At 66.7% G+C, this 22,734-nt stretch carries 21 protein-coding genes; 8 read left to right on the plus strand and 13 right to left on the minus strand.

What is annotated here, in order from left to right; genetic code table 11:
• Nucleotide 1: 1 nt before the first annotated feature.
• The 3 genes from H5395_RS04330 to grxC are packed head-to-tail and all read right to left on the minus strand — an operon-like array spanning nt 2 to nt 1,555.
• Complete coding sequence (locus H5395_RS04330) at nt 2–454, minus strand: MarR family winged helix-turn-helix transcriptional regulator (protein WP_182791284.1); 453 nt, start codon at nt 452–454, stop codon at nt 2–4.
• Entirely contained in the window at nt 451–1,290 is an 840-nt protein-coding gene (locus tag H5395_RS04335; RefSeq protein WP_182791285.1) for a carbon-nitrogen hydrolase family protein, read from the minus strand. The genes H5395_RS04330 and H5395_RS04335 overlap by 4 nt, the downstream gene beginning before the upstream one ends.
• Before the next feature lie 4 nt (nt 1,291–1,294).
• Nucleotides 1,295–1,555, minus strand: coding sequence for a glutaredoxin 3 (gene grxC, locus H5395_RS04340; protein ID WP_182791286.1), 261 nt, complete (start codon nt 1,553–1,555; stop codon nt 1,295–1,297).
• A 194-nt stretch (nt 1,556–1,749) separates the two neighbouring features.
• On the opposite strand from grxC, the gene H5395_RS04345 reads away from it, so the two are divergent.
• The 7 genes from H5395_RS04345 to infB all read left to right on the plus strand — a co-directional run bounded on the left by H5395_RS04345 (nt 1,750) and on the right by infB (nt 11,476).
• The gene (locus H5395_RS04345; RefSeq protein ID WP_182791287.1) at nt 1,750–2,850 is read left to right on the plus strand and encodes a carboxynorspermidine decarboxylase; all 1,101 of its coding nucleotides are present in this window, start codon (nt 1,750–1,752) and stop codon (nt 2,848–2,850) included.
• 24 nt (nt 2,851–2,874) lie between these two features.
• Complete coding sequence (locus tag H5395_RS04350; protein ID WP_182791288.1) at nt 2,875–4,107, plus strand: saccharopine dehydrogenase family protein; 1,233 nt, start codon at nt 2,875–2,877, stop codon at nt 4,105–4,107.
• A 325-nt stretch (nt 4,108–4,432) separates the two neighbouring features.
• Nucleotides 4,433–5,800, plus strand: a complete 1,368-nt coding sequence (locus tag H5395_RS04355) for an AI-2E family transporter (protein ID WP_255440510.1) — start codon at nt 4,433–4,435, stop codon at nt 5,798–5,800.
• Between the two features lie 142 nt (nt 5,801–5,942).
• On the plus strand, nt 5,943–6,614 hold the full coding sequence (gene rimP, locus H5395_RS04360; protein WP_182791289.1) for a ribosome maturation factor RimP: 672 nt from the start codon (nt 5,943–5,945) through the stop codon (nt 6,612–6,614).
• 3 nt (nt 6,615–6,617) lie between these two features.
• Nucleotides 6,618–8,288, plus strand: coding sequence for a transcription termination factor NusA (nusA, locus tag H5395_RS04365; protein ID WP_182791290.1), 1,671 nt, complete (start codon nt 6,618–6,620; stop codon nt 8,286–8,288).
• Nucleotides 8,289–8,304: 16 nt separating this feature from the next.
• The gene (locus H5395_RS04370; RefSeq protein ID WP_182791291.1) at nt 8,305–8,943 is read left to right on the plus strand and encodes an RNA-binding protein; all 639 of its coding nucleotides are present in this window, start codon (nt 8,305–8,307) and stop codon (nt 8,941–8,943) included.
• On the plus strand, nt 8,933–11,476 hold the full coding sequence (infB, locus tag H5395_RS04375; RefSeq protein ID WP_182791292.1) for a translation initiation factor IF-2: 2,544 nt from the start codon (nt 8,933–8,935) through the stop codon (nt 11,474–11,476). The genes H5395_RS04370 and infB overlap by 11 nt, the downstream gene beginning before the upstream one ends.
• 437 nt (nt 11,477–11,913) lie before the next feature.
• On the opposite strand, the gene H5395_RS18780 is transcribed toward infB, so the two are convergent.
• The 4 genes from H5395_RS18780 to H5395_RS04390 form a co-directional block, all read right to left on the minus strand.
• Nucleotides 11,914–12,042, minus strand: coding sequence for a hypothetical protein (locus tag H5395_RS18780; RefSeq protein ID WP_255434732.1), 129 nt, complete (start codon nt 12,040–12,042; stop codon nt 11,914–11,916).
• A gap of 155 nt (nt 12,043–12,197) precedes the next feature.
• Nucleotides 12,198–12,608: an 8-oxo-dGTP diphosphatase MutT gene (mutT, locus tag H5395_RS04380; protein WP_182791293.1), complete on the minus strand. Its 411-nt coding sequence runs from the start codon at nt 12,606–12,608 to the stop codon at nt 12,198–12,200.
• Nucleotides 12,609–12,663: 55 nt separating this feature from the next.
• Complete coding sequence (argJ, locus tag H5395_RS04385) at nt 12,664–14,004, minus strand: bifunctional glutamate N-acetyltransferase/amino-acid acetyltransferase ArgJ (protein ID WP_182791294.1); 1,341 nt, start codon at nt 14,002–14,004, stop codon at nt 12,664–12,666.
• A 2-nt stretch (nt 14,005–14,006) separates the two neighbouring features.
• A complete protein-coding gene (locus tag H5395_RS04390) occupies nt 14,007–14,888 on the minus strand; it encodes a peptidylprolyl isomerase (protein WP_255440512.1) in 882 nt (293 codons plus the stop codon).
• A gap of 202 nt (nt 14,889–15,090) precedes the next feature.
• On the opposite strand from H5395_RS04390, the gene secA reads away from it, so the two are divergent.
• Nucleotides 15,091–17,796 carry a preprotein translocase subunit SecA gene (gene secA, locus H5395_RS04395; RefSeq protein WP_182791295.1) on the plus strand — a complete coding sequence of 902 codons (2,706 nt, stop codon included), beginning with the start codon at nt 15,091–15,093 and terminating at the stop codon, nt 17,794–17,796.
• 79 nt (nt 17,797–17,875) lie between these two features.
• Here secA and H5395_RS04400 read toward each other — a convergent pair whose 3' ends face one another.
• The 6 genes from H5395_RS04400 to flgG all read right to left on the minus strand — a co-directional run bounded on the left by H5395_RS04400 (nt 17,876) and on the right by flgG (nt 22,724).
• Entirely contained in the window at nt 17,876–18,826 is a 951-nt protein-coding gene (locus H5395_RS04400) for a hypothetical protein (protein WP_182791296.1), read from the minus strand.
• A gap of 233 nt (nt 18,827–19,059) precedes the next feature.
• The gene (locus H5395_RS04405) at nt 19,060–20,013 is read right to left on the minus strand and encodes a glycosyltransferase (protein ID WP_182791297.1); all 954 of its coding nucleotides are present in this window, start codon (nt 20,011–20,013) and stop codon (nt 19,060–19,062) included.
• Nucleotides 20,014–20,174: 161 nt separating this feature from the next.
• Nucleotides 20,175–20,780, minus strand: a complete 606-nt coding sequence (locus tag H5395_RS04410) for a hypothetical protein (RefSeq protein ID WP_182791298.1) — start codon at nt 20,778–20,780, stop codon at nt 20,175–20,177.
• 8 nt (nt 20,781–20,788) lie between these two features.
• Entirely contained in the window at nt 20,789–21,514 is a 726-nt protein-coding gene (gene flgH / locus H5395_RS04415) for a flagellar basal body L-ring protein FlgH (RefSeq protein WP_182791299.1), read from the minus strand.
• Between the two features lie 11 nt (nt 21,515–21,525).
• Nucleotides 21,526–21,939 (minus strand): flagellar basal body P-ring formation chaperone FlgA, encoded by a 414-nt coding sequence (gene flgA / locus H5395_RS04420; protein ID WP_182791300.1) that lies wholly within the window; start codon nt 21,937–21,939, stop codon nt 21,526–21,528.
• Nucleotides 21,939–22,724, minus strand: coding sequence for a flagellar basal-body rod protein FlgG (gene flgG / locus H5395_RS04425; protein WP_182791301.1), 786 nt, complete (start codon nt 22,722–22,724; stop codon nt 21,939–21,941). The genes flgA and flgG overlap by 1 nt, the downstream gene beginning before the upstream one ends.
• Nucleotides 22,725–22,734 lie beyond the last annotated feature (10 nt).

A 22,734-nucleotide genomic window follows, 5' to 3' on the forward strand; every position in this document is an offset into this window, starting at 1 on the left:
CCTACGCCTCCTCCTCAAGACGTTCGCGCAGCCGACGCAGGACGGGCAGGGCGCGGCGGACCTCGGCGGGGCCGATGTCGCGGACGATCTCGGTCAGGTGCGGCAGGAAGGCCGCCAGCGCCGCATCCCGCGCCGCCCGGCCCGACGGGCTGATCCCCACCCATTTGCGCCGCGCGTCGTTCCAGTCAGGACGGACATGGACGTGGCCGGCCCATTCCAGCCGGCCGACGGTGTTGGTCATGGCGCTGCGGTTGACGTGGAAGGCATCGGCCAGTTGGGCCGGCGTGCGTTCCTCGTTCAGATGGGCGAGCAGGTTCAGCACCGAGAAATGCGACAGTTGCATCCCGCGGGGCAGGGCGCGGGTGACAAGCGCGCGGGCCATCTGCTCGCTGACGATGACCTCGGCGAAAAGGCTCGCGGCCAGCGCGGCGGCAGATTCGGAATCGTCGCTCATGGTCCCCAGACAAGCGGGTCGTGGCGCCATGCGGGGATGCGCGCCCGCGCGTCGTCCACCTGCGCCATGTCCAGATCGGCCAGCGTGACGCCGGGCTCGGTGCCTGCGTCCGCCAGCACCTCGCCCCAGGGCGCAACGGCCAGCGAGCGGCCATAGCTTTCGCGCGGCTTCCGGTCGGGGCTGTGGGGGGCGGGATGGGTGCCCGTCTGGGCCGCGGCCAGCACGAAGCAGCCCGTCTCGATGGCGCGGGCGCGCAAAAGGACGTGCCAATGCGCCTCGCCCGTCCGGGGATGGAAAGCCGCGGGCACCGTCAGGATCTTTGCCCCCGCCCGTGCGAGGCGACGATACAGCCCCGGAAAGCGCAGGTCATAGCAGATCGTCAGCCCCATCGGACAGGGGCCTTGCGCCACCACCGCGCGGTCGCCGGGCCGGAACGAGGCGCTTTCGCAGAAGCTCTCGCCCGCGCCGATATTGACGTCGAACATGTGAATCTTGTCATAGCGCGCGGCGATCCCGCCATCCGGCGCGATCAGGAAGCTGCGGTTGGCGAAGCGTTCCTCGGCCGGGTCGTCATGGCGCAGCGACAGCGAGCCGACGGACAGCCAGACCCCCAGTTCAAGCGCGGCGGTGCGCAGGGCGGCGAGTGTCGGGTCCCCGGCCTCGGGCAGCAGGACCGCGCGCTGGCGGTCGCGGTCGGGGGTGATGATGTTGGTGGCCTCGGGTGTCAGCAGCAGCGTCGCGCCGCCCGCTGCCGCCTGACGCAGGAGATCCAGCGTGACGGGCAGGTTCGCCGCCGGGTCATCGCCGGTGTTCAGCTGGATCAGGGCCGCGCGCATGCCCTTACAGCCCCAGTAGCGGGTCCAGCTTGCCCTGCCGGTCCAGCGCATGGATGTCGTCCGAGCCGCCGACATGGGCGCCGTCGATGAAGATCTGCGGCACCGTGCGGCGGCCGTTCGCGCGCTGGGTCATCTCGGCCCGGCGTTCCGGGTCGCCGCTCACGTCGATCAGGTCATAGGCCACACCCTTTTTCTGCAGAAGCCCGCGGGCGGCATGGCAGTAAGGGCAGCTCTGGGTGGCGTAGATTTCGACGCGGGCGGTCATGGGAAACTCCTGTGAGGCGCTTGTGAATCTAGGGGCGAAACCCGCGGGCTGCCAGAGCCGCCCCGAGCCTGTGCCGGATGGGAACGCAACCGCCCCGCGCATGTTCCCGGCTGTCATGCCGGCGTCGCACTTGCTTGTCAGGCAGGGCGGCGGACCCTATATGCCGGGTTTCCCCTTTCCCGCCCGAGGCTTCGATGACCGGACCGAAGACCCCCTTCTACCTGATCGACCGCGCGAAGCTTCAGGCGAACATGGACCGGATGGTGCGGCTGCGCGAACGCTCGGGCGCAAAGACGCTGCTGGCGCTGAAATGCTTTGCGACCTGGGGCGTCTTCGACCAGATGTCGCAATACATGGACGGCACCACCTCGTCCTCGCTGAACGAGCTGCGGCTGGGGCGCGAGAAGTTCGGGGGGGAAACGCATGCCTATTCCGTCGCCTGGGCCGATCACGAGATCGACGAGGCGGTGGGTTATGCCGACAAGATCATCTTCAACAGCCTCGGCCAGCTTGACCGCTTTGCCGACCGCGCAAGCGGGATCGCCCGCGGGCTGCGGCTGAACCCGCGGTTCTCGACCAGCGGATTCGACCTTGCCGACCCGGCGCGGAAGTTCTCGCGTCTGGGCGAATGGGACATGGCGCGGCTGGAACAGGCGCTCGACCGCATCAGCGGCGTGATGATCCATTACAACTGCGAGAACCGGGACTTCGACCTGTTCGCGGGCCAGCTTGACCGCATCGAATCCGAGTTCGGCGGGTTCCTGGAAAAGCTGGAATGGGTGTCCTTGGGCGGCGGCATCCATTTCACCGGCGCGGACTATCCGCTGGATGCGCTGGCCGACCGGCTCAAGGCGTTTTCCGACCGCTTCGGGGTGCAGGTCTACCTGGAACCGGGCGAGGCCAGCATCACCGGCACCACGACACTGGAACTCACGGTGCTGGACATCCTGAACAACGGCAAGGAAGTCGCCATCGTGGACAGCTCGATCGAGGCGCATATGCTCGACCTGCTGATCTACCGAGAGAATGCCAAGCTGCCGCAGGATGGCGACCACGGATACCAGATCGCGGGCAAGTCCTGCCTTGCGGGCGACATCTTCGGCGATGCGCGTTTCCCGCAGCCGCTGAAGGTCGGGGACCGCATCAGCGTCGAGGACGCGGCGGGCTATACCATGGTCAAGAAGAACTGGTTCAACGGCGTGGCCATGCCCGCCATCTGCATCCGCGAGCTTGACGGTCGCATCACGACCGTGCGCAGCTTCGGCTATGACGATTTCCGGGACTCGCTGTCCTGATTTTCCTGAAAGGAGACCGCTGCGGTGGCCAAACCCAACGTCCTCATCATCGGTGCCGGCGGCGTCGCCCAGGTCTCGGCCCACAAGGTCGCGCAATGGGCCGACGAGTTCGGCGACATCCACATGGCGAACCGGACCCAAGGCCGGGCCGACGCCATCGTCGAGGGGATCAGGGCGAAAGGCCATGCCAGTGGGCGCACGATCACGACCCATGCGCTGGACGGGATGGACAGCGCGGCGGTGGCCGATCTGATCCGCAAGACGGATGCGAAGGTCGTCATCAACGTCGGCTCGCCCTTCATCAACATGACGGTGCTGCAGGGCTGCATCGACACGGGCGCGGCCTATATCGACACCGCGATCCACGAGGACCCGGCGAAGATCTGCGAAGTGCCGCCTTGGTACGGCAACTACGAATGGAAGCGGCGCGAGGACTGCGAGAAGGCGGGCGTGACCGCCATCCTCGGCGCGGGCTTCGATCCGGGCGTCGTCAACGCCTATGCCCGGCTGGCCGAGGACGAGTATTTCGACACCATCGAGTCCATCGACATCGTGGACATCAATGCCGGCACCCACGGCCGCTATTTCGCCACCAACTTCGACCCCGAGATCAACTTCCGCGAGTTCACCGGCACGGTCTATTCCTGGCAGGGGGGCGAATGGCGCGAGAACAAGATGTTCGAGGTCGGCCGCGAATGGGACCTGCCCGTCGTCGGCAAGCGCACCGCCTATCTTTCGGGCCATGACGAGGTGCATTCGCTGCCCGCCCGCTACCCGGACGCGGATGTGCGCTTCTGGATGGGCTTCGGCGAGCATTACATCAACGTCTTCACCGTGCTGAAGAACATCGGCCTGCTGTCCGAGCAGCCGGTGACGACTGCCGAAGGGCTGGAGGTCGTGCCGCTCAAGGTCGTCAAGGCGGTGCTGCCCGACCCCGCGACCCTTGCGCCCGACTATACCGGCAAGACCTGCATCGGCGACCTCGTGAAGGGCACGCGCGACGGCCAGCCGGGCGAGGTCTTCATCTACAACGTGGCCGACCACAAGGAAGCCTATGAGGAGGTCGGGTCGCAGGGCATCAGCTACACCGCCGGCGTCCCCCCGGTCGCCGCCGCGATCCTGATCGCGCGGGGCGAATGGGACGTGAAGCGCATGGTCAACGTCGAGGACCTGCCCGCGCGTTCCTTCCTTGAACTGCTGGGCGAGATGGGCCTGCCCACCCGCGTCATCGATGCAGACGGCGACCGCCCGATCTGAGGCGGTAGCCTGAGCCTTGGGAAAGGACCGGCCCCGACGAGGGTCGGTCCTTTTCATTTCCGGGGAAAGCCGGCGGGAAAACCGATCCCCGCCAGCAGGGCCTGCGGTCCATATCCTCACGCCAAGCTGCGGCGGCCGGCGCGGAATGGGTCTTTCCGCGGTCCCCGAAGGCCCGAGATCACGCCCCCGCAAGGCGCAGGCTGCCTTCGTCAGACCCTGCCTTTTCCCCTGTTCTTTCCGGCAAGCTGTGGGAACGAAACGGATTCCTTGCCGTTCCACGGGTCCGGGCCTGTCTTGGCCAAGGATTTCCTCTGGAAGGGCGGCAATGGCGCAGACACCCCCGCAACGGCACATGTTCCCCCGCCGGAAGGCCGAGCCGAAGGGACCCTTGCCGGTGGCGAACTGGGCGGTCACCGGCATCTTCATCATCCTCGCCTTCCAGATGCTGGCGACGGCGCGGGCCTTCCTGATGCCCGTTTGCCTGGGCGTGCTGCTGTTCTTCGTCTTCGTGCCCTTCCGGCGCTGGATGGACCGGCGCGGGATCAGGCCCGGCGTCACCGCCGGCATCGTGGTGCTGGGCATCCTCGCGACCATCGGCACGCTCGGCTTCTTCATCTCGGGTCCTGCCGGCGCGCTGATCGAGGAAGCGCCCGGCATCAGCCGGCAGCTTCAGGAACGCTATGAAACCTTCCGCGAGAACTTCCGCGGCATCGAGCGCGCCGCCGAAAACCTTTCAGGCAACAGCGCCGCCGTGGTGGCGGTGCCGCCCGGGGCGCCGGGCACCGTCGCCACGGTCGAGCTTCCCGCGACACCGCCCGGTCCCGCCGCCGCGCTGCCCAATGTGGCCAGGGACGGCACCATCGGCCAGCCCCTCGGCCAGCCGCCGTCCCAGACCATCCCTACGGGGCTGGACGTGGTGGCGCAGGATTCGGGCACCATCGTCGCCTCCTCGACGGTCACCGATGGCGAGGCCCCCACCAACGAATTGCGGGTCGAGGTCGCCGCCCCCTCCACCGGCACATCGATCACCCAGATTATCTTCGATCTCGGCCCCGCCATCGTCAGCCAGACCGTCTTCACCCTGATCTTCCTGTTCTTCCTGCTGGCCTCGGGCGACCTGCTGTATCTGCGGATCGTGCAAAGCTTTGACACCTTGTCGGAAAAGCGCGCGTCCTATGACGCGCTGCGCCAGATCGAGGCGAGCTTGGGGTCCTATCTGGGCGCGATCACGCTGATCAACGTGGGACTCGGTATTGCCTCGGGACTGGCGATGTGGGCCTGGGGGATGCCCTCGCCCTTGCTGTGGGGGATCGCCGCGGCGGTGCTGAACTACATCCCCTATATCGGCGCGGCGCTGGGCTATGTCGGGTCGGCACTGGTGGCGCTGGTGGTCTTCGACGACGGCTGGACCGCGGTCCTGGTCGGGCTGACCTATTTCGGCCTGACCGCCTTCGAGGGGCAGTTCATCACGCCCTATTTCGTCTCGTGGCGGCTGCAACTGAATCCGGTCGTGGTGTTCCTGACCGTCGCGCTCTGGGCCTGGCTGTGGTCGGTGCTGGGCATGGTGGTCGCGGTGCCGGTGCTGGTGGTCATGCGGGTGCTGTCCGATCACGTCCCGGCGCTGGAAAAGTTCGGCAACTTCCTGGCTGGCGAGCCGCCCCCGGCGCTGGAGGAGGAGAAGGAAGGGCCATGATGAGCCAAACCCGACGCGGGCCTTGCAATGCGGCCCGCCTTCGGCTATATGAGCATCACAGCGGCGCGGGGGTCCAAACCTCGCCCACCGGATGCTTGCACGGGCCGCCCAGACGGCCCGTTTTTATTTTCAGGATCGGACAATGACCGACCTCATCGCCAAGACCGCCATCGACCGGCGCCTGGCCGAGATCATCCAGCCGGTGATCGAGGGCATGGGCTACGAACTGGTGCGCGTCCGCTTGCAGGGGGGCAAGACCGCCACGCTGCAGATCATGGCCGACCGCCCGGAAGGGGGGATCAACGTCGAGGACTGCGCCCAGATATCGACCGCCGTCAGCGCCACGCTGGACGTCGAGGACCCGCTGGAGGACGCCTATCACCTCGAGGTCTCCAGCCCCGGCATCGACCGGCCGCTGACGCGGCTCAAGGACTTCGCGACCTTCGAGGGCTATGATGCCCGGCTGGAAACCAACCAGCCCATCGACGGCCGCAAGCGCTTCAAGGGCGTGCTGGCCGGGGTGGAAGGCGACGAGGTGCTGCTGAACATCGAGGAGCAGGGCCAGACCCACACCATCGGCCTGAACTTCGATCTTCTGGCCGAGGCCAAGCTGCTGCTGACCGACGAACTGATCGCGTTGATGCTGAAGCAGCGGAAAGAGGCGGGCACGCTGCCCCCCGGTGCCGAGGCTGGCGCGGGCATCGGCGACGGACAGGCGATCGACCCCGAGGATTCGGGCTTCGACGAGATTGAATTGGACGAGGGGCCGGACCCCGAAACCGAACAAGGCGGCCCTGCCGCGACCAAGGAGTGATTGATGGCCATCACCTCTGCCAACCAGCTTGAACTGCTGCAGACCGCCGAGGCGGTCGCACGGGAAAAGATGATCGACCCCGGCCTCGTCATCGAAGCGATGGAGGACAGCCTCGCCCGCGCGGCCAAGTCGCGTTACGGCGCGGAAATGGACATCCGCGTCAGCATCGACCGCAAGACCGGCAACGCGGGCTTCACCCGCGTCCGGACCGTCGTCGAGGACGAGGAGGTCGAAAACTACCAGGCGCAGCTTTCGGTCGCTGACGCCAAGCCCTATTTCGAGCCGACGAGGGGCCAGTCCCGCTGGTTGCGCGACGGCGCCCCGCTGACGGATTTCGCCGGCGGCCCGCAGGTCGGCGACGTGTTCGAGGAGCAGGTGCCCCCGGTGGAACTCGGCCGCATCGCCGCGCAATCGGCCAAGCAGGTGATCCTGCAGCGCGTCCGCGAGGCCGAGCGCGATCGGCAATACGAGGAATTCAAGGACCGCGCCGGCACCATCATCAACGGCGTCGTCAAGCGGGAAGAATACGGCAATATCATCGTGGACGTGGGCCGGGGCGAGGCGATCCTGCGCCGCAACGAAAAGATCGGCCGCGAAAGCTATCGCCCGAACGACCGCATCCGCGCCTATGTCAAGGACGTGCGCCGCGAGGCGCGGGGTCCGCAGATCTTCCTGTCGCGCACCGATCCGCAGTTCATGGCCGAGTTGTTCAAGATGGAAGTGCCGGAAATTTACGACGGCGTCATCGAGATCAAGGCCGTGGCCCGCGATCCCGGTTCCCGCGCGAAGATTGCGGTCATCTCCTATGACAACTCGATCGACCCGGTCGGCGCCTGCGTCGGCATGCGCGGCAGCCGTGTGCAGGCCGTTGTCGGTGAGCTTCAGGGCGAAAAGATCGACATCATCCCGTGGTCGCAGGATCAGGCGACGTTCCTCGTGAACGCGCTGCAACCGGCCGAGGTCGCCAAGGTCGTCGTGGACGAGGACGGCGGCAACCGCATCGAGGTCGTGGTCCCCGAGGAACAGCTTTCGCTGGCAATCGGCCGGCGCGGGCAGAACGTGCGGCTGGCCAGCCAGTTGACCGGTCTCGACATCGACATCCTTACCGAAGAGGAGGAGTCGAAGCGCCGCCAGGCCGAGTTCAACAGCCGCACCCAGTTGTTTATGGATGCGCTGGACCTGGACGAGTTCTTCGCCCAGCTTCTGGTGGCCGAGGGCTTCACCAACCTGGAAGAAGTCGCCTACGTCGAGCTCGACGAGCTTCTGTCCATCGACGGCGTGGACGAGGGAACGGCCGCGGAACTTCAGGCCCGCGCCCGCGACCACCTGGAAGCCGCCAGCCGCGCGGCCCTGGAAAAAGCGCGCGAGCTTGGCGCCGAGGACAGCCTGATCGCCTTCGAGGGCCTGACCTCCCAGATGGTCGAGGCGCTGGCCAAGGACGGCGTCAAGACGCTGGAAGACTTCGCCACCTGCGCCGACTGGGAACTCGCCGGAGGCTGGACCACGCAGGACGGCCAGCGCGTCAAGGACGACGGGCTGCTGGAACCCTTCGGCATCTCGCTGGAACAGGCCCAGGACATGGTGATGACCGCCCGCGTCATGCTGGGCTGGGTGGACCCCGACGAACTGCACCCCGTGGCCGACGAGCCCGCAACCGAGGAGGCCGGGGTGTAACGCCCCGGGATGCCGCTTGACGCGCGGGGGTCGTGAAAAGGACCGCGAGGCACCGCCGGAACGGCGCTGCCTCGTCACGGGCGAGGTTCAGCCCAAGGCCGGGCTGATCCGATTCGTCGCGGGGCCGGACGGCATGGTGGTGCCCGATCTTGCCGAGAAACTGCCGGGCCGGGGCTTCTGGGTCGCGGCAGACAGATCCGCATTGCAAAAAGCTGCCGACAAGGGGCTGTTTTCCCGCGGTGCGAAGGCCCATGTAAGAGCAGAGCCGGATCTCGTGGACGGGATCGAGGCGGCGCTGGCGCGTCGGGTGGTCGAGCTGATCTCGCTTTCCCGCAAGGCCGGCGATGCCGTGGCGGGATTCGAGAAGGTCAAGGGCTGGCTGGCCGACGGCAAGGCCAAGGTGCTGTTCCAAGCCAGCGACGGTTCGGACCGTGGCAAGGGCAAGCTGTGGACCCCGACCGGCGGACGCTGGTTCGGGTGCCTTACGGCGTCGGAATTGGGTTTGGCTTTCGGGCGCGATCATGTCATACACAGCGCGCTCGCGCGTGGAGGCCTGACCGACAAGGTTATCAGGGACGCCAGCAGACTGAACGGTCTGCGCGGGCAAATCGGCAATTCGGTTGCCGGGAAGGATTCGAGAGCGGATGAGCGATAGAGACGGAAAGAAGCCCCTGGGTCTGGGCGGCGGCACGGGCGGGCGTTCGGGCCAGGTGAAGCAGAGCTTCAGCCACGGGCGCACGCATAACGTGGTGGTCGAGACCAAGCGCAAGCGCGTCGTGACGCCCAAGCCGGCGACGGGGCCGAATCCCTTGCTGCGGCCGAACTCGCCTGCCTCGGTGGCCTCGGACCCGTCCAAGCGCCCGGCCGGGATTACCGAAGCCGAAATGGAGCGTCGCCTCAAGGCCCTTGCCGCCGCCAAGGCGCGCGAGGCCGAGGACAACGCGCGCCGCGCGGCCGAGGAAAAGGCGCGCGAGGAAGAGCGCGAGCGCCGCCGCGCCGAGATCGAGGCGAAGGAGCGCGAGGAGCGCGAGCGCGAGGAAGCCCTCAAGGCCAAGGCCGAGGAGGACGCCCGCAAGCTGCGCGAAGCCGAGCTGCGTGCCCAGAAGAAGGCCGAGGTCACGGCCAAGCCCGCCGACCGCGCCGCGACCCCCGACCGTGCCGCGGCCGAAGCCGCTGCTGCCCGGGCCGAGAAGCCCGGCGTGGCGACGGGCCCGCGCCGCACCGACCGCGACCGCCGCGATACCAGCGGCGACAGTGACGCCAAGGCCAAGGCCAAGGCCGAGGAAAACCGCCGCACCGGCCGGCTGTCCCTGACCCAGGCGCTTGCCGGGGGCGAGGGCGGGCGCGTCCGCAGCCTTGCCGCGATGAAGCGCAAGCAGGAAAAGGCCCGCGCCAAGGCGATGGGCCAGTCGCAGCGCGCCGAAAAGCAGTTCCGCGACGTGCAACTGCCGGAAACCATTGTTGTCAGTGAGCTTGCGAACCGGATGACCGAGCGTGTCGGCGACATCATCAAGTCGCTGATGAAAATGGGCATGATGGTCACGGCCAACCAGACCATCGACGCAGATACCGCCGAGCTTGTGATCGAGGAATTCGGCCACAAGGCCGTCCGCGTCTCTGACGCCGACGTGGAACAGGTCATCCACACCGTCGAGGACAAGCCCGAGGACCTGCAGCCCCGCGCCCCGATCGTCACGATCATGGGCCATGTGGACCACGGCAAGACCTCGCTGCTGGACCGCATCCGCCAGGCCAATGTCGTCTCGGGCGAAGCCGGCGGCATCACCCAGCATATCGGCGCCTATCAGGTGACGACCGAATCGGGTGCGCTGCTGACCTTCCTGGACACCCCCGGCCACGCGGCCTTCACCTCGATGCGCGCGCGCGGTGCGAACGTCACCGATATCGTCGTGCTGGTGGTGGCGGCGGATGACGCCGTGATGCCGCAAACGGTCGAGGCCATCAACCACGCCAAGGCGGCGGGTGTGCCGATGATCGTGGCGATCAACAAGATCGACAAGCCCAGCGCCAATCCGCAGAAGGTCCGCACGGACCTGCTGCAGCACGAGATCGTGGTCGAAGCGATGTCGGGCGAGGTGCAGGACGTCGAGGTCTCTGCCCATACCGGTGAAGGCATCGACGAGCTGCTGGAAGCCATTGCACTGCAGGCCGAGATCCTGGAACTGCAGGCCAACCCCGAACGCGCTGCGCTTGGCGCGGTTATCGAGGCCAAGCTGGACGTGGGCCGCGGCCCCGTCGCCACGGTTCTGGTCCAGAACGGCACCCTGAAGCAGGGCGACATCTTCGTCGTCGGCGAACAGTGGGGCAAGGTTCGCGCGCTCATCAACGACAAGGGCGAGCGCGTCAGCGAGGCTGGTCCCTCGGCCCCGGTCGAGGTGCTGGGCCTGAACGGCACGCCCGAGGCGGGCGACGTGCTGAACGTGGTGGAAACCGAGGCGCAGGCCCGCGAGATCGCGGACTACCGCAGCGAGGCCGCCAAGGACAAGCGTGCCGCCGCCGGTGCCGCGACCACGCTGCAGGAACTGATGGCAAAGGCCAAGGCTGATGAAAGCGTGGCCGAACTGCCGGTGGTGGTGAAGGCCGACGTGCAAGGCTCTGCCGAAGCCATCGTCCAGGCGCTGGAAAAGGTCGGCAACGAAGAGGTCCGCGTCCGCGTGTTGCATTACGGCGTGGGTGCGATCACCGAATCTGACATCGGTCTTGCCGAGGCGTCCAGCGCGCCGGTCATCGGCTTCAACGTCCGGGCGAATGCCCCGGCGCGGAATGCCGCGAACCAGAAGGGCGTCGAGATCCGGTATTACTCGATCATCTACGACCTGATCGACGACATCAAGGCGGCGGCCTCGGGCCTGCTGTCGGCCGAAGTGCGCGAGAACTTCATCGGCTACGCCGAGATCAAGGAAGTCTTCCGCGTCACCGGCGTCGGCAACGTTGCTGGCTGCCTTGTCACCGAAGGCGTGGCGCGTCGTTCCGCAGGCGTGCGCCTGCTGCGCGACAACGTGGTGATCCACGAAGGCACGCTGAAGACGCTCAAGCGCTTCAAGGACGAGGTCAAGGAAGTGCAGTCCGGTCAGGAATGCGGCATGGCGTTTGAAAACTACGACGACATCCGCAAGGGCGACATCATCGAGATCTTCGAACGCGAGGAAGTCGAGCGGAAGCTCTGAGCCCCGGAAAGCAGAACAGGCGGCGCGTTCCACCCACGGAACGCGCCGTTTTTCTTTGCCGCATGGGGAAAGACGAAGAAGCCGGAAGTGCTGATGTGGAGGCAGCAACCGAATCCGCCAGCATGGCGGACGGCTTGGCGGTGGTCTGCTGAAGAAATCGAGAAAATGGGTGTCCGTTCAGGGCGTCACGGCGCAGACCCGAAGACGCGTCTGATTGGGGCGCGCGGGCCAAGGGAAGTGATCCTCGGGATCAGCCTCCAGCCAGCACCTCGGCAAGCAACCCCGATGTGAAGAAAAGCGCCCTGTCCTGAAGAAAGCCCCATCCCGCGCATGTCCGGCGAAAGCATCGCCGGACATGCGCGGGATCATGGACGAGGCCGCCGGGCAAGCGGCCCCGTCATCTTTCTGCCGACCCGCTGTGCTGGCTGCCTGCCATTTCAGCGCTGGACCGGTTTTCCGACATAGGTCTGCTCGCCCACGCGAACGGCGATCTGGCCATTGCCCATGTCGCGTTCGAACATGCCTTGGACAGAGATGCAGCTACCCACGGTGATTGTGCGAATCATCCTTCAATCCTCCCGAACTTTCCGACCCCTGATGGGAACATGGCCCATATTGTCGCCAAACCGTTGATGAAAGGTTAGCGATAACTAGGCGGCGCAGCGGAAAGCCGGAAGAATGACGCAACGGCGCCACATGCGCCTGCGACGAAATGCGCAGGTCACAGCCAGTCGCGCAGGATCGGCACCAGTGGCACGTCAGCCGGCGGCATGGGATAGCGCGCAAGATCGGCGGCCCGCACCCAAGCCAGTTCCTGCCCTTCACGCGGCTGGGGCGTGCCCTGCCAGCGGCGGCAGGCATAAAGCGGCATCAGCAGGTGGAAGCTGTCATAGGCGTGACTGGCGAAGGTCAGCGGCGCGAGGCAGGAGTTCCAGGTCTCGATGCCCAGTTCCTCGTCAAGCTCGCGGATCAGGGCGGCTTCGGGGGTTTCTCCGGGATCGACCTTGCCGCCCGGAAACTCCCACAAGCCCGCCATGGGTTTGCCCTCCGGCCGCCGCGCCAGCAGCACCCGACCGTCCGCGTCGATTAGCGCGACCGCCGCGACCAGAACCATGCGGAAGCCTTCGTCCATCTTCTTCGTCCAAATATCCCGCGGGGGTTCGGGGGCGCGAAGCCCCCGGCTTCCCTTACGACCGGTAATCGGCGTTGATGTCGATGTAGCGATGCGTCAGGTCGCAGGTCCAGACCGTGCGCTTGCCGCGGCCCAGGCCCAGATCGACGCCGATCACCAGATCGTCCTGCTTCATGTAGGCGCTTACGGCGGCCTCGTCATAGCCGGGCGCCCGCCAGCCGTTCTCGGCCAGTACCATGTCGCCTAAGCGGATCGACAGCCGGTCGCGGTCGGCCTGCGCCCCGGATTTGCCGACTGCGGCGACGACCCGGCCCCAGTTGGCGTCCTCGCCCGCGATGGCGGTCTTGACCAGCGGGCTGTTGGCGATGGCCATGGCGACCTTGTGGGCGTCGGCATCGTTCGCCGCGCCCGTCACCTGCACCTCGACGAACTTGGTCGCGCCCTCGCCGTCGCGGACCACCTGCTGGGCAAGGTCGCGCATGACGCCACCCAGCGCATCCGTGAAGGCGCGGGCGGGCTTGCTGCGCAGGTCGGTGATTGCGGGGGCGTCAGACCGCCCGGTGGCCGCCAGGATCAGCGCGTCCGAGGTCGAGGTGTCGCTGTCCACCGTGATCGCGTTGAAGGTCTCGTCCATCTGCGAGGACAGGATACGCTGCAGAAGCTTCGCCTCGATCTTCGCGTCGGTGAAGAGATAGACCAGCATCGTCGCCATGTCGGGGGCAATCATGCCCGAGCCCTTGGCGATCCCGGCGATGCGGATGGTGCCGCCGTCCACCTCGATCTCGGCGCCCGCGCCCTTGGGGAAGGTGTCGGTCGTCATGATCGCGCGGGCGGCCCCGGCAATCCCGCCTTCGTCCAGATCGGCCGCAAGCTGGTCCACGATGGCGGTGATCCTCTGCGTGGGCAGCGGTTCCCCGATCACCCCGGTCGAGGAGGAGAAGACCCGCCGCGCCGGCACGCCCAGGGCGCGGGCCACCGCATCCGTGACCGCATCGACCGCGCGCTGGCCCTCGGCCCCGGTGAAGGCATTGGCGTTGCCCGAGTTCACCACGATGGCCGCGCCCTGGTCGGTATCCTGGCTGCCCGACAGCTTGTCCTGGCAGTCCAGCACGCAGGCCGCGCGGGTGGATGACCGGGTGAAGGCCCCGGCGATGGCGGTTCCCGGCGGCAGCTTCACCAGCGTCACGTCGGTGCGGCCCTGATACTTGATCCCCGCCGCGCCCGAGGCGAACTCGACGCCCGCGATCACCGGCAGGTCGGGGAAGTGTTTGGGCGCCAGCGGCGAGACGAGCACCGGCTTGGCGGATTTCCCCGCCTTCTTCCCCACGGCCTTGTCCTTGGTCTTGGCCTTTCCGGCCTTCTTCCCGGACTTCGCATCGCTCTTGTCCTTGGCCATGATCAGTTGTCCAGCAGTTCGCTGCGGCTCAGCAGCGTCGGATCGAGGCCCGGAGTCTTCTCGATCGTCGCGGCATCGACGCGGGCCTGCACCTCGGCCTCGACCTTCTGGCGGCGGACCTCGTTGGCAAGCTGGTCGCGGACGGCTTCGAACTCGGGCGGGGTCTGAGTGCGCGAATCGTTCAGCCTGATGACGTGCCAGCCGAACTGCGACTGCACCGGGGCAGAGATGGCGCCCTTTTCAAGCGCCACCACCGCGTCGGCGAAGGGCTTGACCATCATGTCGGCCGTGAACCAGCCGAGATCGCCCTTGTTCCCGCTGCTGTTGTCGGTGGACCGTTCCTCGGCGAGCGTCCCGAAATCGGCGCCATTCGCCAGCTCGTCGGCGATGGCCCTGGCCTCCTCCTCGGTCGCGACAAGGATATGGGCGGCGCTGTATTCGGTCCTGGGCTCGGTCTGGGTGCCGAAGGCCGCGTCATAGGCGGCGCGCAGTTCCTCTTCGCTCGGCTCGGGGGCGGCGACCTTTTCCAGCGTGGCGGCATACTGGTAGCCGCGGCGCTCGTTTTCCAGCACGGCCTTGTCGCGCGGGCTGGGCGACTGCGCGGCGACCTGGGCCACGGCGGCCTGCCGGATCATCTGATCCAGCATCAGGTCCCACAGCGCCGCGTCGGGCAGGCCCTCGACTGCAGAGGAATGCAGGCTTTCGCGCATCGCGATCATCTGGCCCAGCGTGATCGCCTCGCCGTTCACGGTTGCGACAACGGTATCGGCGCGGGGGGCGCCCGTGGCCTCGGCCGTTGCGGGGGGCGTTTCGGCAGGCGCCTGCGCCAGCGCGGGCGCGGCCATCAGGGCTGCGGCCATCAGGGCCGGAAGCGATTTCAGCATGGCAGGGGCATCCTTCACGAGATGGATCGCCTTGCGGCTTGGCCAGCCGGGGCGTCGGCGTTGACAGTGGGGCGGGCGGGGCCTACATCCGGCGCAACCGAAAATGCGCGCCCGCCGCCGATTTTCCGGCCTTCTGATAGGGCAAGGCCGTCGGTCGGGGCAAGTGGGGTCACGCCCGCCGCGCCAAACCTGACAGGACACCATGCTCGGCATCGGAAATCTGGCCAAGTCGATCTTCGGCTCTCCCAACGACCGCAAGGTGAAATCGGTCCGGCCGCTCGTCCAGCAGATCAACGCGCTGGAACCGCAGTTCCAGGCGATGTCGGACGCCGACCTGATCGGCAAGACGCGCGAGCTTCAGGGACGCGCCCAGTCCGGCGAAAGCCTTGACCGGCTGCTGCCCGAAGCCTTCGCCAACTGCCGCGAGGCCGCGCGCCGGGCCCTTGGCCTGCGCGCCTTCGACACCCAGTTGATGGGCGGCATCTTCCTGCACGGGGGCAATATCGCCGAAATGAAGACGGGCGAGGGCAAGACCCTTGTCGCCACCTTCCCCGCCTATCTGAACGCGCTGGCGGGCAGGGGCGTCCATATCGTCACCGTCAACGACTACCTCGCCAAGCGCGACGCCGAATGGATGGGCAAGGTCTTCACCGCGCTGGGGATGAAGACGGGGGTGGTCTATCCCTTCCAGCAGGACGCGGAAAAGCGCGATGCCTATCGCGCCGACGTGACCTACGCCACGAACAACGAACTCGGCTTCGACTACCTGCGCGACAACATGAAGGGCTCGATCGAGGAAATGAGCCAGCGCGGCCATTTCTTCGCCATCGTGGACGAGGTGGACTCGATCCTCATCGACGAGGCGCGGACGCCGCTGATCATCTCGGGGCCTTCGCAGGACCGCAGCGAGCTTTACCGGACCCTGGACCAGTTCGTCCCGGAACTGACTGCGGATCACTATACCATCGACGAGAAGACCCGGAACGCCACCTTCACCGAGGATGGCAACGAGTTCCTGGAAAAGCGGCTGCAAGAGGCGGGCGTCCTGCCGCCGAACCAGACGCTGTATGATCCCGAATCGACCACCGTGGTCCATCACGCGAACCAGGCGCTGCGGGCGCACAAGCTGTTCCGCCGCGACCAGAACTATGTCGTCAAGGACGGCGAGGTCGTGCTGATCGACGAGTTCACCGGCCGCATGATGCAGGGCCGCCGTCTGTCGGACGGTCTGCACCAGGCCATCGAGGCGAAGGAGGGCGTGGACATCCAGCCCGAGAACGTGACGCTCGCCAGCGTGACGTTCCAGAACTACTTCCGTCTGTATGAGAAGCTTGCCGGCATGACTGGCACGGCGGCCACCGAGGCCGACGAGTTCGCCGAAATCTACAAGCTGGGCGTGGTCGAGGTGCCCACCAACCGCCCGGTCCAGCGGGTGGACGAACACGACCGCGTCTACCGGACGGCCACCGAGAAATACGCCGCCGTGATCGAGGCGATCAAGGAGGCGCACGCCAAGGGCCAGCCGCTGCTGGTCGGCACGACCTCGATCGAGAAGTCGGAAATGCTGTCCGAGATGCTGAAGGCCGAGGGCATCCCCCACAACGTCCTGAACGCCCGCCAGCACGAACAGGAAGCCTATATCGTGGCCGAGGCCGGCAAGCCCGGCGCCGTCACCATTGCCACCAACATGGCCGGGCGCGGCACCGACATCCAGCTAGGCGGCAACGTGGAAATGAAGGTGCTGCAGGCCCTTTCCGCCAACCCCGAAGCGAACCCCGACGAATTGCGCGCCCGGATCGAGGCCGAGCACGCCACCGACAAGCAGGCGGTCCTGAACGCGGGCGGGCTGTTCGTCCTTGCGACCGAACGCCACGAAAGCCGCCGCATCGACAACCAGCTTCGGGGCCGCTCGGGGCGGCAGGGCGACCCCGGACGGTCGCTGTTCTTCCTGAGCCTCGAAGACGACCTGATGCGGATCTTCGGGTCGGAACGTCTGGACAAGGTGCTGTCCACGCTGGGGATGAAGGAAGGCGAGGCCATCATCCACCCCTGGGTGAACAAGTCGCTGGAACGGGCGCAGGCAAAGGTCGAGGGCCGCAACTTCGACATCCGCAAGCAGTTGCTCAAGTTCGACGACGTGATGAACGACCAGCGCAAGGCGATCTTTTCGCAGCGCCGCGAGATCATGGAATCAGACGATGTCAGCGACATCGCCGCCGACATGCGCCACCAGGTCATCGACGATCTGATCGACGAGTTCCTGCCCGAACGCGCCTATCCCGAGCAGTGGGACACCGCCGGGCTGAAAACCGCCGTGGTGGAACGGCTGAACATGGACCTGCCCATCGCCGACTGGGCGGCCGAGGACGGCGTGGACCGCGGGACGGTGGCCGAACGCATCCGCGAGGCGACCGATGCCTACATGGCCCAGAAAGCCGAGCAGTTCGGCCCCGACCAGATGGCCCAGATCGAAAAACAGGTCCTGCTGCAGCAGATCGACGGCAAGTGGCGCGAGCATCTGGTGACGCTGGAACACCTGCGGTCCGTCGTGGGCTTCCGCGGCTATGCCCAGCGCGACCCGCTGTCTGAATACAAGACCGAGGGGTTCCAGTTGTTCGAGAACCTGCTGGACGGCCTGCGCGACGACGTCACCCAGAACCTCGCCCGCATCCGCCCGCTGACCGATGCCGAGCGTGAGCAGATGCTGCGCCAATATCAGGCTCAGGCGGCTGCCCAGGCCGCCGCGATGCGCCCCCAGCACGAGCAGGCCGAGGGCGGCAAGGCTTCGGCCCACGCGCCCGGGTTCGTCGAGAACGACCCCTCGACCTGGGGCAACCCGTCGCGCAACGATCCCTGTCCCTGCGGCTCGGGCGAGCGGTTCAAGAACTGCCACGGGCGGCTGGTCTAGGACCGCGCAGCAAAGGCGGGACGAGGCCGCCGCAAGACGCGGTCTCATACCTGCTGGACCATCGGGGACGATACCGCGTCTATTTGCCCTGCCGACCCATGATCTCCATGAGCGGCGTCTGCATGATCCCGCACTTGTCGGATTCTTTTCCTTCCCTCATGATGATCTGTGCCAACTGCTCTTGCGTCCTCTCGCCTGTCGGCACGGGCTCTCCGGCCCATCCGCAGTTTCCGCAAACCGGTCGCTCGAAGATGACTTCGAGGTTTTCCGGGTCCTTGCCTTCCTCTGGAAAGAGGCGATGAGACGCGCAGGCCGGGCACTGGCCCGGCACGCCGCGAAGATGCCGCACGCAGATCGAGATCGCCATGCCGATTGCATGAGATACTGCGTTCGTCGCAATTTCGGCGTCCGTCCATTTTCCTGACTGGGAATGCGTAAGCCAGTTCACATGGTCCCACGCCTCTTTCAATGTCGTCTTGATGAGCCGGCGCCGCTCGCGGTTGTCAGTGCCGCCCAGAAACCTGTCGAAAATCCAATCGACCCAGGCCTTGAAGTTCGAGCGTTGGGGCCTGTCCTGTTCCGGCCACGCGCAAGCATCCTGAGCGGCATGAACGAAGGCGAGAAGAATCTCACGGCACCGCACGCCGATAGCGCGGAACGCACCCGGATCGTTCGCCTGACCAAGCGCCGCCTCGCAATCCGTGACGGATCGAAGGACATCGGCGAAAGGGCGCACGCTCTCCACATCTGCTTGCCTGAGGTCGTTGCGGGGTATTCGCAGGCAGAGTCCCATGTGGAACGTGATCGCCAAGTCCATGTTCGGGAACTGGTCCTGCGAATACAGATTGGTGGGGTTCGTTATGACCCACCATCGGCCGTCGCTTGCGTGAATGTCCCAGACCGCGTGCGTGTGTCCGATAACTGACTCGGCGTAAACCTTCTGTGCGAACTTCGCCTCGGTGCCTTCGGGCGACTGCCGGAGGTAGTAATCGATAACCTCCTGCTTTTCTTCTTCTGTATATCTGAGCACTCGCCTTCCCCGTGATCTTCACTTCAGGCCGTTGGTCTCTCGTATCGATTATTGTGGGCTGGCCAGCCGGCGATTGGTCCCGCAAGGCTGTAATGGACCGGCAGCGCAAGCCATAGCCTGGCACCAAGGCGAAAATAGAGAGGCTTCGGTGGCAACCTGAGCCCTGAGGGGATCCTCGGCGGGGCGCCACTGGATTACTCATGCCTTCCTCCCGGCCGGCCCGCTGCAGCGGTTCAGGGGTGTAGCCGTCCGGCCGCCGCCGCCAGCAGCAGCGCCGCGGTGCCTGCGCGCGTCTGACGATAGACGCTCAGCTGTGCAAGCCGCGCTGCCGCCAACGGGCCCGGCGCCGTGATGGCGGCAGCGAAGCCGTCCAGCATTGCCGCGTTCTCGGGTGTAAGCACGTCGCGGGCCGCATCCAGCGCGGCCACGTTTTGCCGCAGCCAATTGCCATAGTCCCCCGCGCCAAGCCGGCCCAGCCGCGCCAGTGCGGCGCGTGGCGTGTCGTTCCGGCCCATGACATTGCCGCGATGCTGGCGATAAAGCACGGTCTGCCGAGGGTCGCGGATGACCAGCCCGCCCGCGCCCGAGATCACCTGGTAGCTCCACCAGTCATGCGAGATCACCCCGGCCTCCATCGCGCCCGGTTGCGCGGCTTTCAGCAGGGTCACGCCCGCGGGATCGACCAGCATGGTGTTGCCGGGCGTGCAGGCCTGCACCAGCGCATTCGCGAATGACGCGGGGCGGCGGTAAAGCGGAGCCGGCCGCAACGGATGCAGATCCGCGTCGCAGATGGTCGTGCGGGTGACATGCAGGATGCCAAAGCCGGTCCCGGCCTGCTCTTTCGCCGCGGCAAGGGCCTCGACGCCATGCGACAGCCGGCTTGGCAGCCAGACATCGTCCTGATCGCACCAGGCGAGCGCATCGCCCGGCTCGACCGCCCCGATCATCGACAGGAAGTTCCGCGTTGCCCCTTGCCGCGGCCCCCGCAGGATCTGGATATCACGGCCGGGATGCCGAGCCGCAAAGCCCCGCACGATATGAAGCGTCTGGTCGGTCGAGCCGTCATCCGACACGATCAGCCGCCAGTTGCGATGGTCCTGCGCCGCAAGGCTGTCAAGCTGCGCCCCGATGTAGCGCCCGCCCTGATAGGTGGCGAGCAGGATCGCGATCCGCAGCGTCTTGTCCATGCGACGCGCATAGCGTTTTGCAGGGCAGGGCGCCAGCGGGACGTCATGCCGCCGACCCTTATGCCCTTGTCCGGTGCCGTGCCCCGGGACGATGCAAGGGCAATCCCGCTTCAGGCACTCCTCTCGACCAAGCGTTCAGGGCAGGGCGCTGCGGCGGTGGCTCATCTCTCCTGCCTTGCGATATCGCCGATCAGGATGCCCGAGATCTCGGGCAAGACGCCCTGGGCGGTTGCGGTCAATGTTTCCCGCAGCTTGCGAAGCTGCACCTCGGTGGTGAAGTTGCCGTCGAAGCCGCCGGTGTTGGCGTAGATCAGCAACTGGCGCAGCAGCGCATCGCGCAGCTTGATCTCGTGAGCATACACCGTTTCCCGTGCGGCGGCCGGCATTTCGACCGAAAGCGCCAGGATCATCGTGCTGTCCAGCCGTCCGTCGTGGATGACCGGCACGAAGAACTGCTGGGGAAACTTGAACCAGGCGGTACCGGATTCTCCTTCGGTCTTTCCATGGCCGACCGGACTTTTCCCATGCCCGGCAGCGGGCGCGGGAGGTGATCCGTGCCCATCTGCCACGGCATTCTGGGGTGGCGCAGGGGCATCCGCCGCCTCTTGCCCGGCGGTGACCGGCACGGTTCCGCCCCCGACCGCCGTATTGGCGTCCACCGAAACGGCGGTTTCGGCAGAGCCGCCGCGCTTCAGCATCTCGCCACCTGCAGCGCCGCCAAGAAAGGCGACCGCCGACAGCACCACGGGCAACAGCTTCTTCAGCATGGGCGGCCTCAATAGGGCAGGACGATGTCGGCCAGTTGCTGGCCATAGCGGGGCTGCTGGACGTCGCTGATCTGGCCGTGCCCGCCATAGCTGATCCGGGCGCCGGCGATGCGGTCATAGGCGACCTCGTTGTCGCGGCTGATGTCGGTGGGCCGCACGAAGCCTGAAACGGTCAGTTCGCGGACCTCGTAGTTCACCCGCACCTCCTGCGAGCCCTGGATGTGCAGCACGCCATTGGGCAGCCTGTCGATCACCGTTGCCGCGACCCGCAGCGTCAGCTTGTCCCGGCGCGAGATGTTGCCAGTGCCCTTGAAGGTCGAGGCCCCCTTGGCCGAGGCGAGTTCCGCCATGCTCGCGCCCTCGGGCAGCTTCTCGTCGAGGCGCTGGGGAATGCCGATCATCTGCGGGATGCCCACGCTTTCGGACGAACTGCGCGAGCGGCCCGAGCTGTTCTGGATCTCGGCCTTGTCGTCGATCTCGATCACGACGGTCAGGATGTCGCCGCGCGCCCCGGCCCGGCGGTCGCCCACCAGCGACAACTGCTGCCCCGCCCATAGCGAGGCACCGCTGTCCGGGCGGACCTGGCCCACGGGCAGCACCGGCTCGGCCATCGCCTGGAACTCGGGCGTGGCGTGGGGGGCGCTCATCTCGGGAACCTTGCCCACGTCGGCCACCCGCCCGCAGGCAGAGGCGGCGAGAAGGCAGAGGACGAGGGGGATATGCTTCGTCTTCATGCGCGAATCCTTCAGCGCTGGGCGACGGTCAGGGTGCCGTCGGCATTGATGCGGGCCATCAGTGTGGCCCGCGAACTGAGGTTCATGACCCGGATCACGTCGCCCTCGCCGCCCGAGCCGAGGGCGCGGCCCTCGGTCTCGATGCGAAGGGCGGCGCTTTCATAGGCGAGGGTCACAAGCTGGTTGCGGCTGACCAGCGTCGGCGCGGTCAACTGCCCTGCCGAGATCGCGCGGCCCTCGTAGACCGCGGTGCGAAGCTGCTTGCCCACGGCCTCGGGGGCGTTCAGGCCCGGCCGGCCGGCGGGGGCCACCGCAAGATCCTCGGACGCAAGGATCGTGCCCGCGGGAAGGTTGCGAGTTGCGACCAGCCCTTCGGCATCCGCCATGGTCGGCAGCAGCAGCGCGAGGAACAGCAAGCTCCGCATCAGCGCACCTGCACCGTGGCGCCCAGCATCTGGTCGGCCGCCGTGATGACCTTGGAGTTCAGCTCGTATCCCCGCTGCGCCTTGATGAGTTCGGAAATCTCGCGCACCGGATCGACCGCGCTTTCCTCAAGATAGCCCTGCCTCAGCGTGCCGATGCCCTGCTCTCCGGGCACGCCGATCAGCGGCGCCCCCGAGGCCGGGGTTTCAAGGAACAGGTTCGAGCCGGTGGCCTCCAGCCCCTTTTCGTTGACAAAGCTCGCCAAGGTGATCTGGCCGAGGTTCTGCGGCTCGATCTGGTCGTCGAAATAGGCGAAAACCTCGCCCGAGCCGCTGATCGAGACGCTGCGGGCCTCGACCGGGATGGTGATGCCGGGGGCGACCGGAAAGCCGTCCGAGGTCACGATCAGCCCCTCGGCCGAGCGCTTGAGCGCGCCGTCGCGGGTATAGCCCGACATGCCCGAGGGCATCGTGACCTCAAGATAGCCCAGACCGTCGATCGCCAGGTCCAGATCGCCGCCGGTCTGCGACAATGCTCCCTGCGCCAGTGTCAGCGTGACCGCCGTGGGCCGCACGCCAAGGCCCATCTGCACGCCCGCAGGCACCATCGTGCCGTCCGCCGCCGCGATGGTGCCCGGCCGCGTGACCTGCTGATAGGCGAGATCGGCGAACTCGGCGCGACGGGCGTTGTAGCCGGTCGTCGACATGTTGGCGAGGTTCTGCGAGATGACCTCGACCCTTGTCTGCTGGGCCGCCATGCCGGTCGCGGCGATCTGCAATGCTCTCATCGGAAAGGCC

Source organism: Paracoccus sp. MC1854, from assembly GCF_014164635.1.
GTDB lineage: Bacteria > Pseudomonadota > Alphaproteobacteria > Rhodobacterales > Rhodobacteraceae > Paracoccus.

Coding starts and splice junctions, on each gene's coding strand:
- H5395_RS04330 (WP_182791284.1), bottom strand. CDS start 454: ATGAGCGACGATTCCGAATCTGCCGCCGCGCTGGCCGCGAGCCTTTTC.
- H5395_RS04335 (WP_182791285.1), bottom strand. CDS start 1,290: ATGCGCGCGGCCCTGATCCAGCTGAACACCGGCGATGACCCGGCGGCG.
- grxC (WP_182791286.1), bottom strand. CDS start 1,555: ATGACCGCCCGCGTCGAAATCTACGCCACCCAGAGCTGCCCTTACTGC.
- H5395_RS04345 (WP_182791287.1), top strand. CDS start 1,750: ATGACCGGACCGAAGACCCCCTTCTACCTGATCGACCGCGCGAAGCTT.
- H5395_RS04355 (WP_255440510.1), top strand. CDS start 4,433: ATGGCGCAGACACCCCCGCAACGGCACATGTTCCCCCGCCGGAAGGCC.
- rimP (WP_182791289.1), top strand. CDS start 5,943: ATGACCGACCTCATCGCCAAGACCGCCATCGACCGGCGCCTGGCCGAG.
- nusA (WP_182791290.1), top strand. CDS start 6,618: ATGGCCATCACCTCTGCCAACCAGCTTGAACTGCTGCAGACCGCCGAG.
- infB (WP_182791292.1), top strand. CDS start 8,933: ATGAGCGATAGAGACGGAAAGAAGCCCCTGGGTCTGGGCGGCGGCACG.
- H5395_RS18780 (WP_255434732.1), bottom strand. CDS start 12,042: ATGATTCGCACAATCACCGTGGGTAGCTGCATCTCTGTCCAAGGCATG.
- mutT (WP_182791293.1), bottom strand. CDS start 12,608: ATGGACGAAGGCTTCCGCATGGTTCTGGTCGCGGCGGTCGCGCTAATC.
- argJ (WP_182791294.1), bottom strand. CDS start 14,004: ATGGCCAAGGACAAGAGCGATGCGAAGTCCGGGAAGAAGGCCGGAAAG.
- H5395_RS04390 (WP_255440512.1), bottom strand. CDS start 14,888: ATGCTGAAATCGCTTCCGGCCCTGATGGCCGCAGCCCTGATGGCCGCG.
- secA (WP_182791295.1), top strand. CDS start 15,091: ATGCTCGGCATCGGAAATCTGGCCAAGTCGATCTTCGGCTCTCCCAAC.
- H5395_RS04405 (WP_182791297.1), bottom strand. CDS start 20,013: ATGGACAAGACGCTGCGGATCGCGATCCTGCTCGCCACCTATCAGGGC.
- H5395_RS04410 (WP_182791298.1), bottom strand. CDS start 20,780: ATGCTGAAGAAGCTGTTGCCCGTGGTGCTGTCGGCGGTCGCCTTTCTT.
- flgH (WP_182791299.1), bottom strand. CDS start 21,514: ATGAAGACGAAGCATATCCCCCTCGTCCTCTGCCTTCTCGCCGCCTCT.
- flgA (WP_182791300.1), bottom strand. CDS start 21,939: ATGCGGAGCTTGCTGTTCCTCGCGCTGCTGCTGCCGACCATGGCGGAT.
- flgG (WP_182791301.1), bottom strand. CDS start 22,724: ATGAGAGCATTGCAGATCGCCGCGACCGGCATGGCGGCCCAGCAGACA.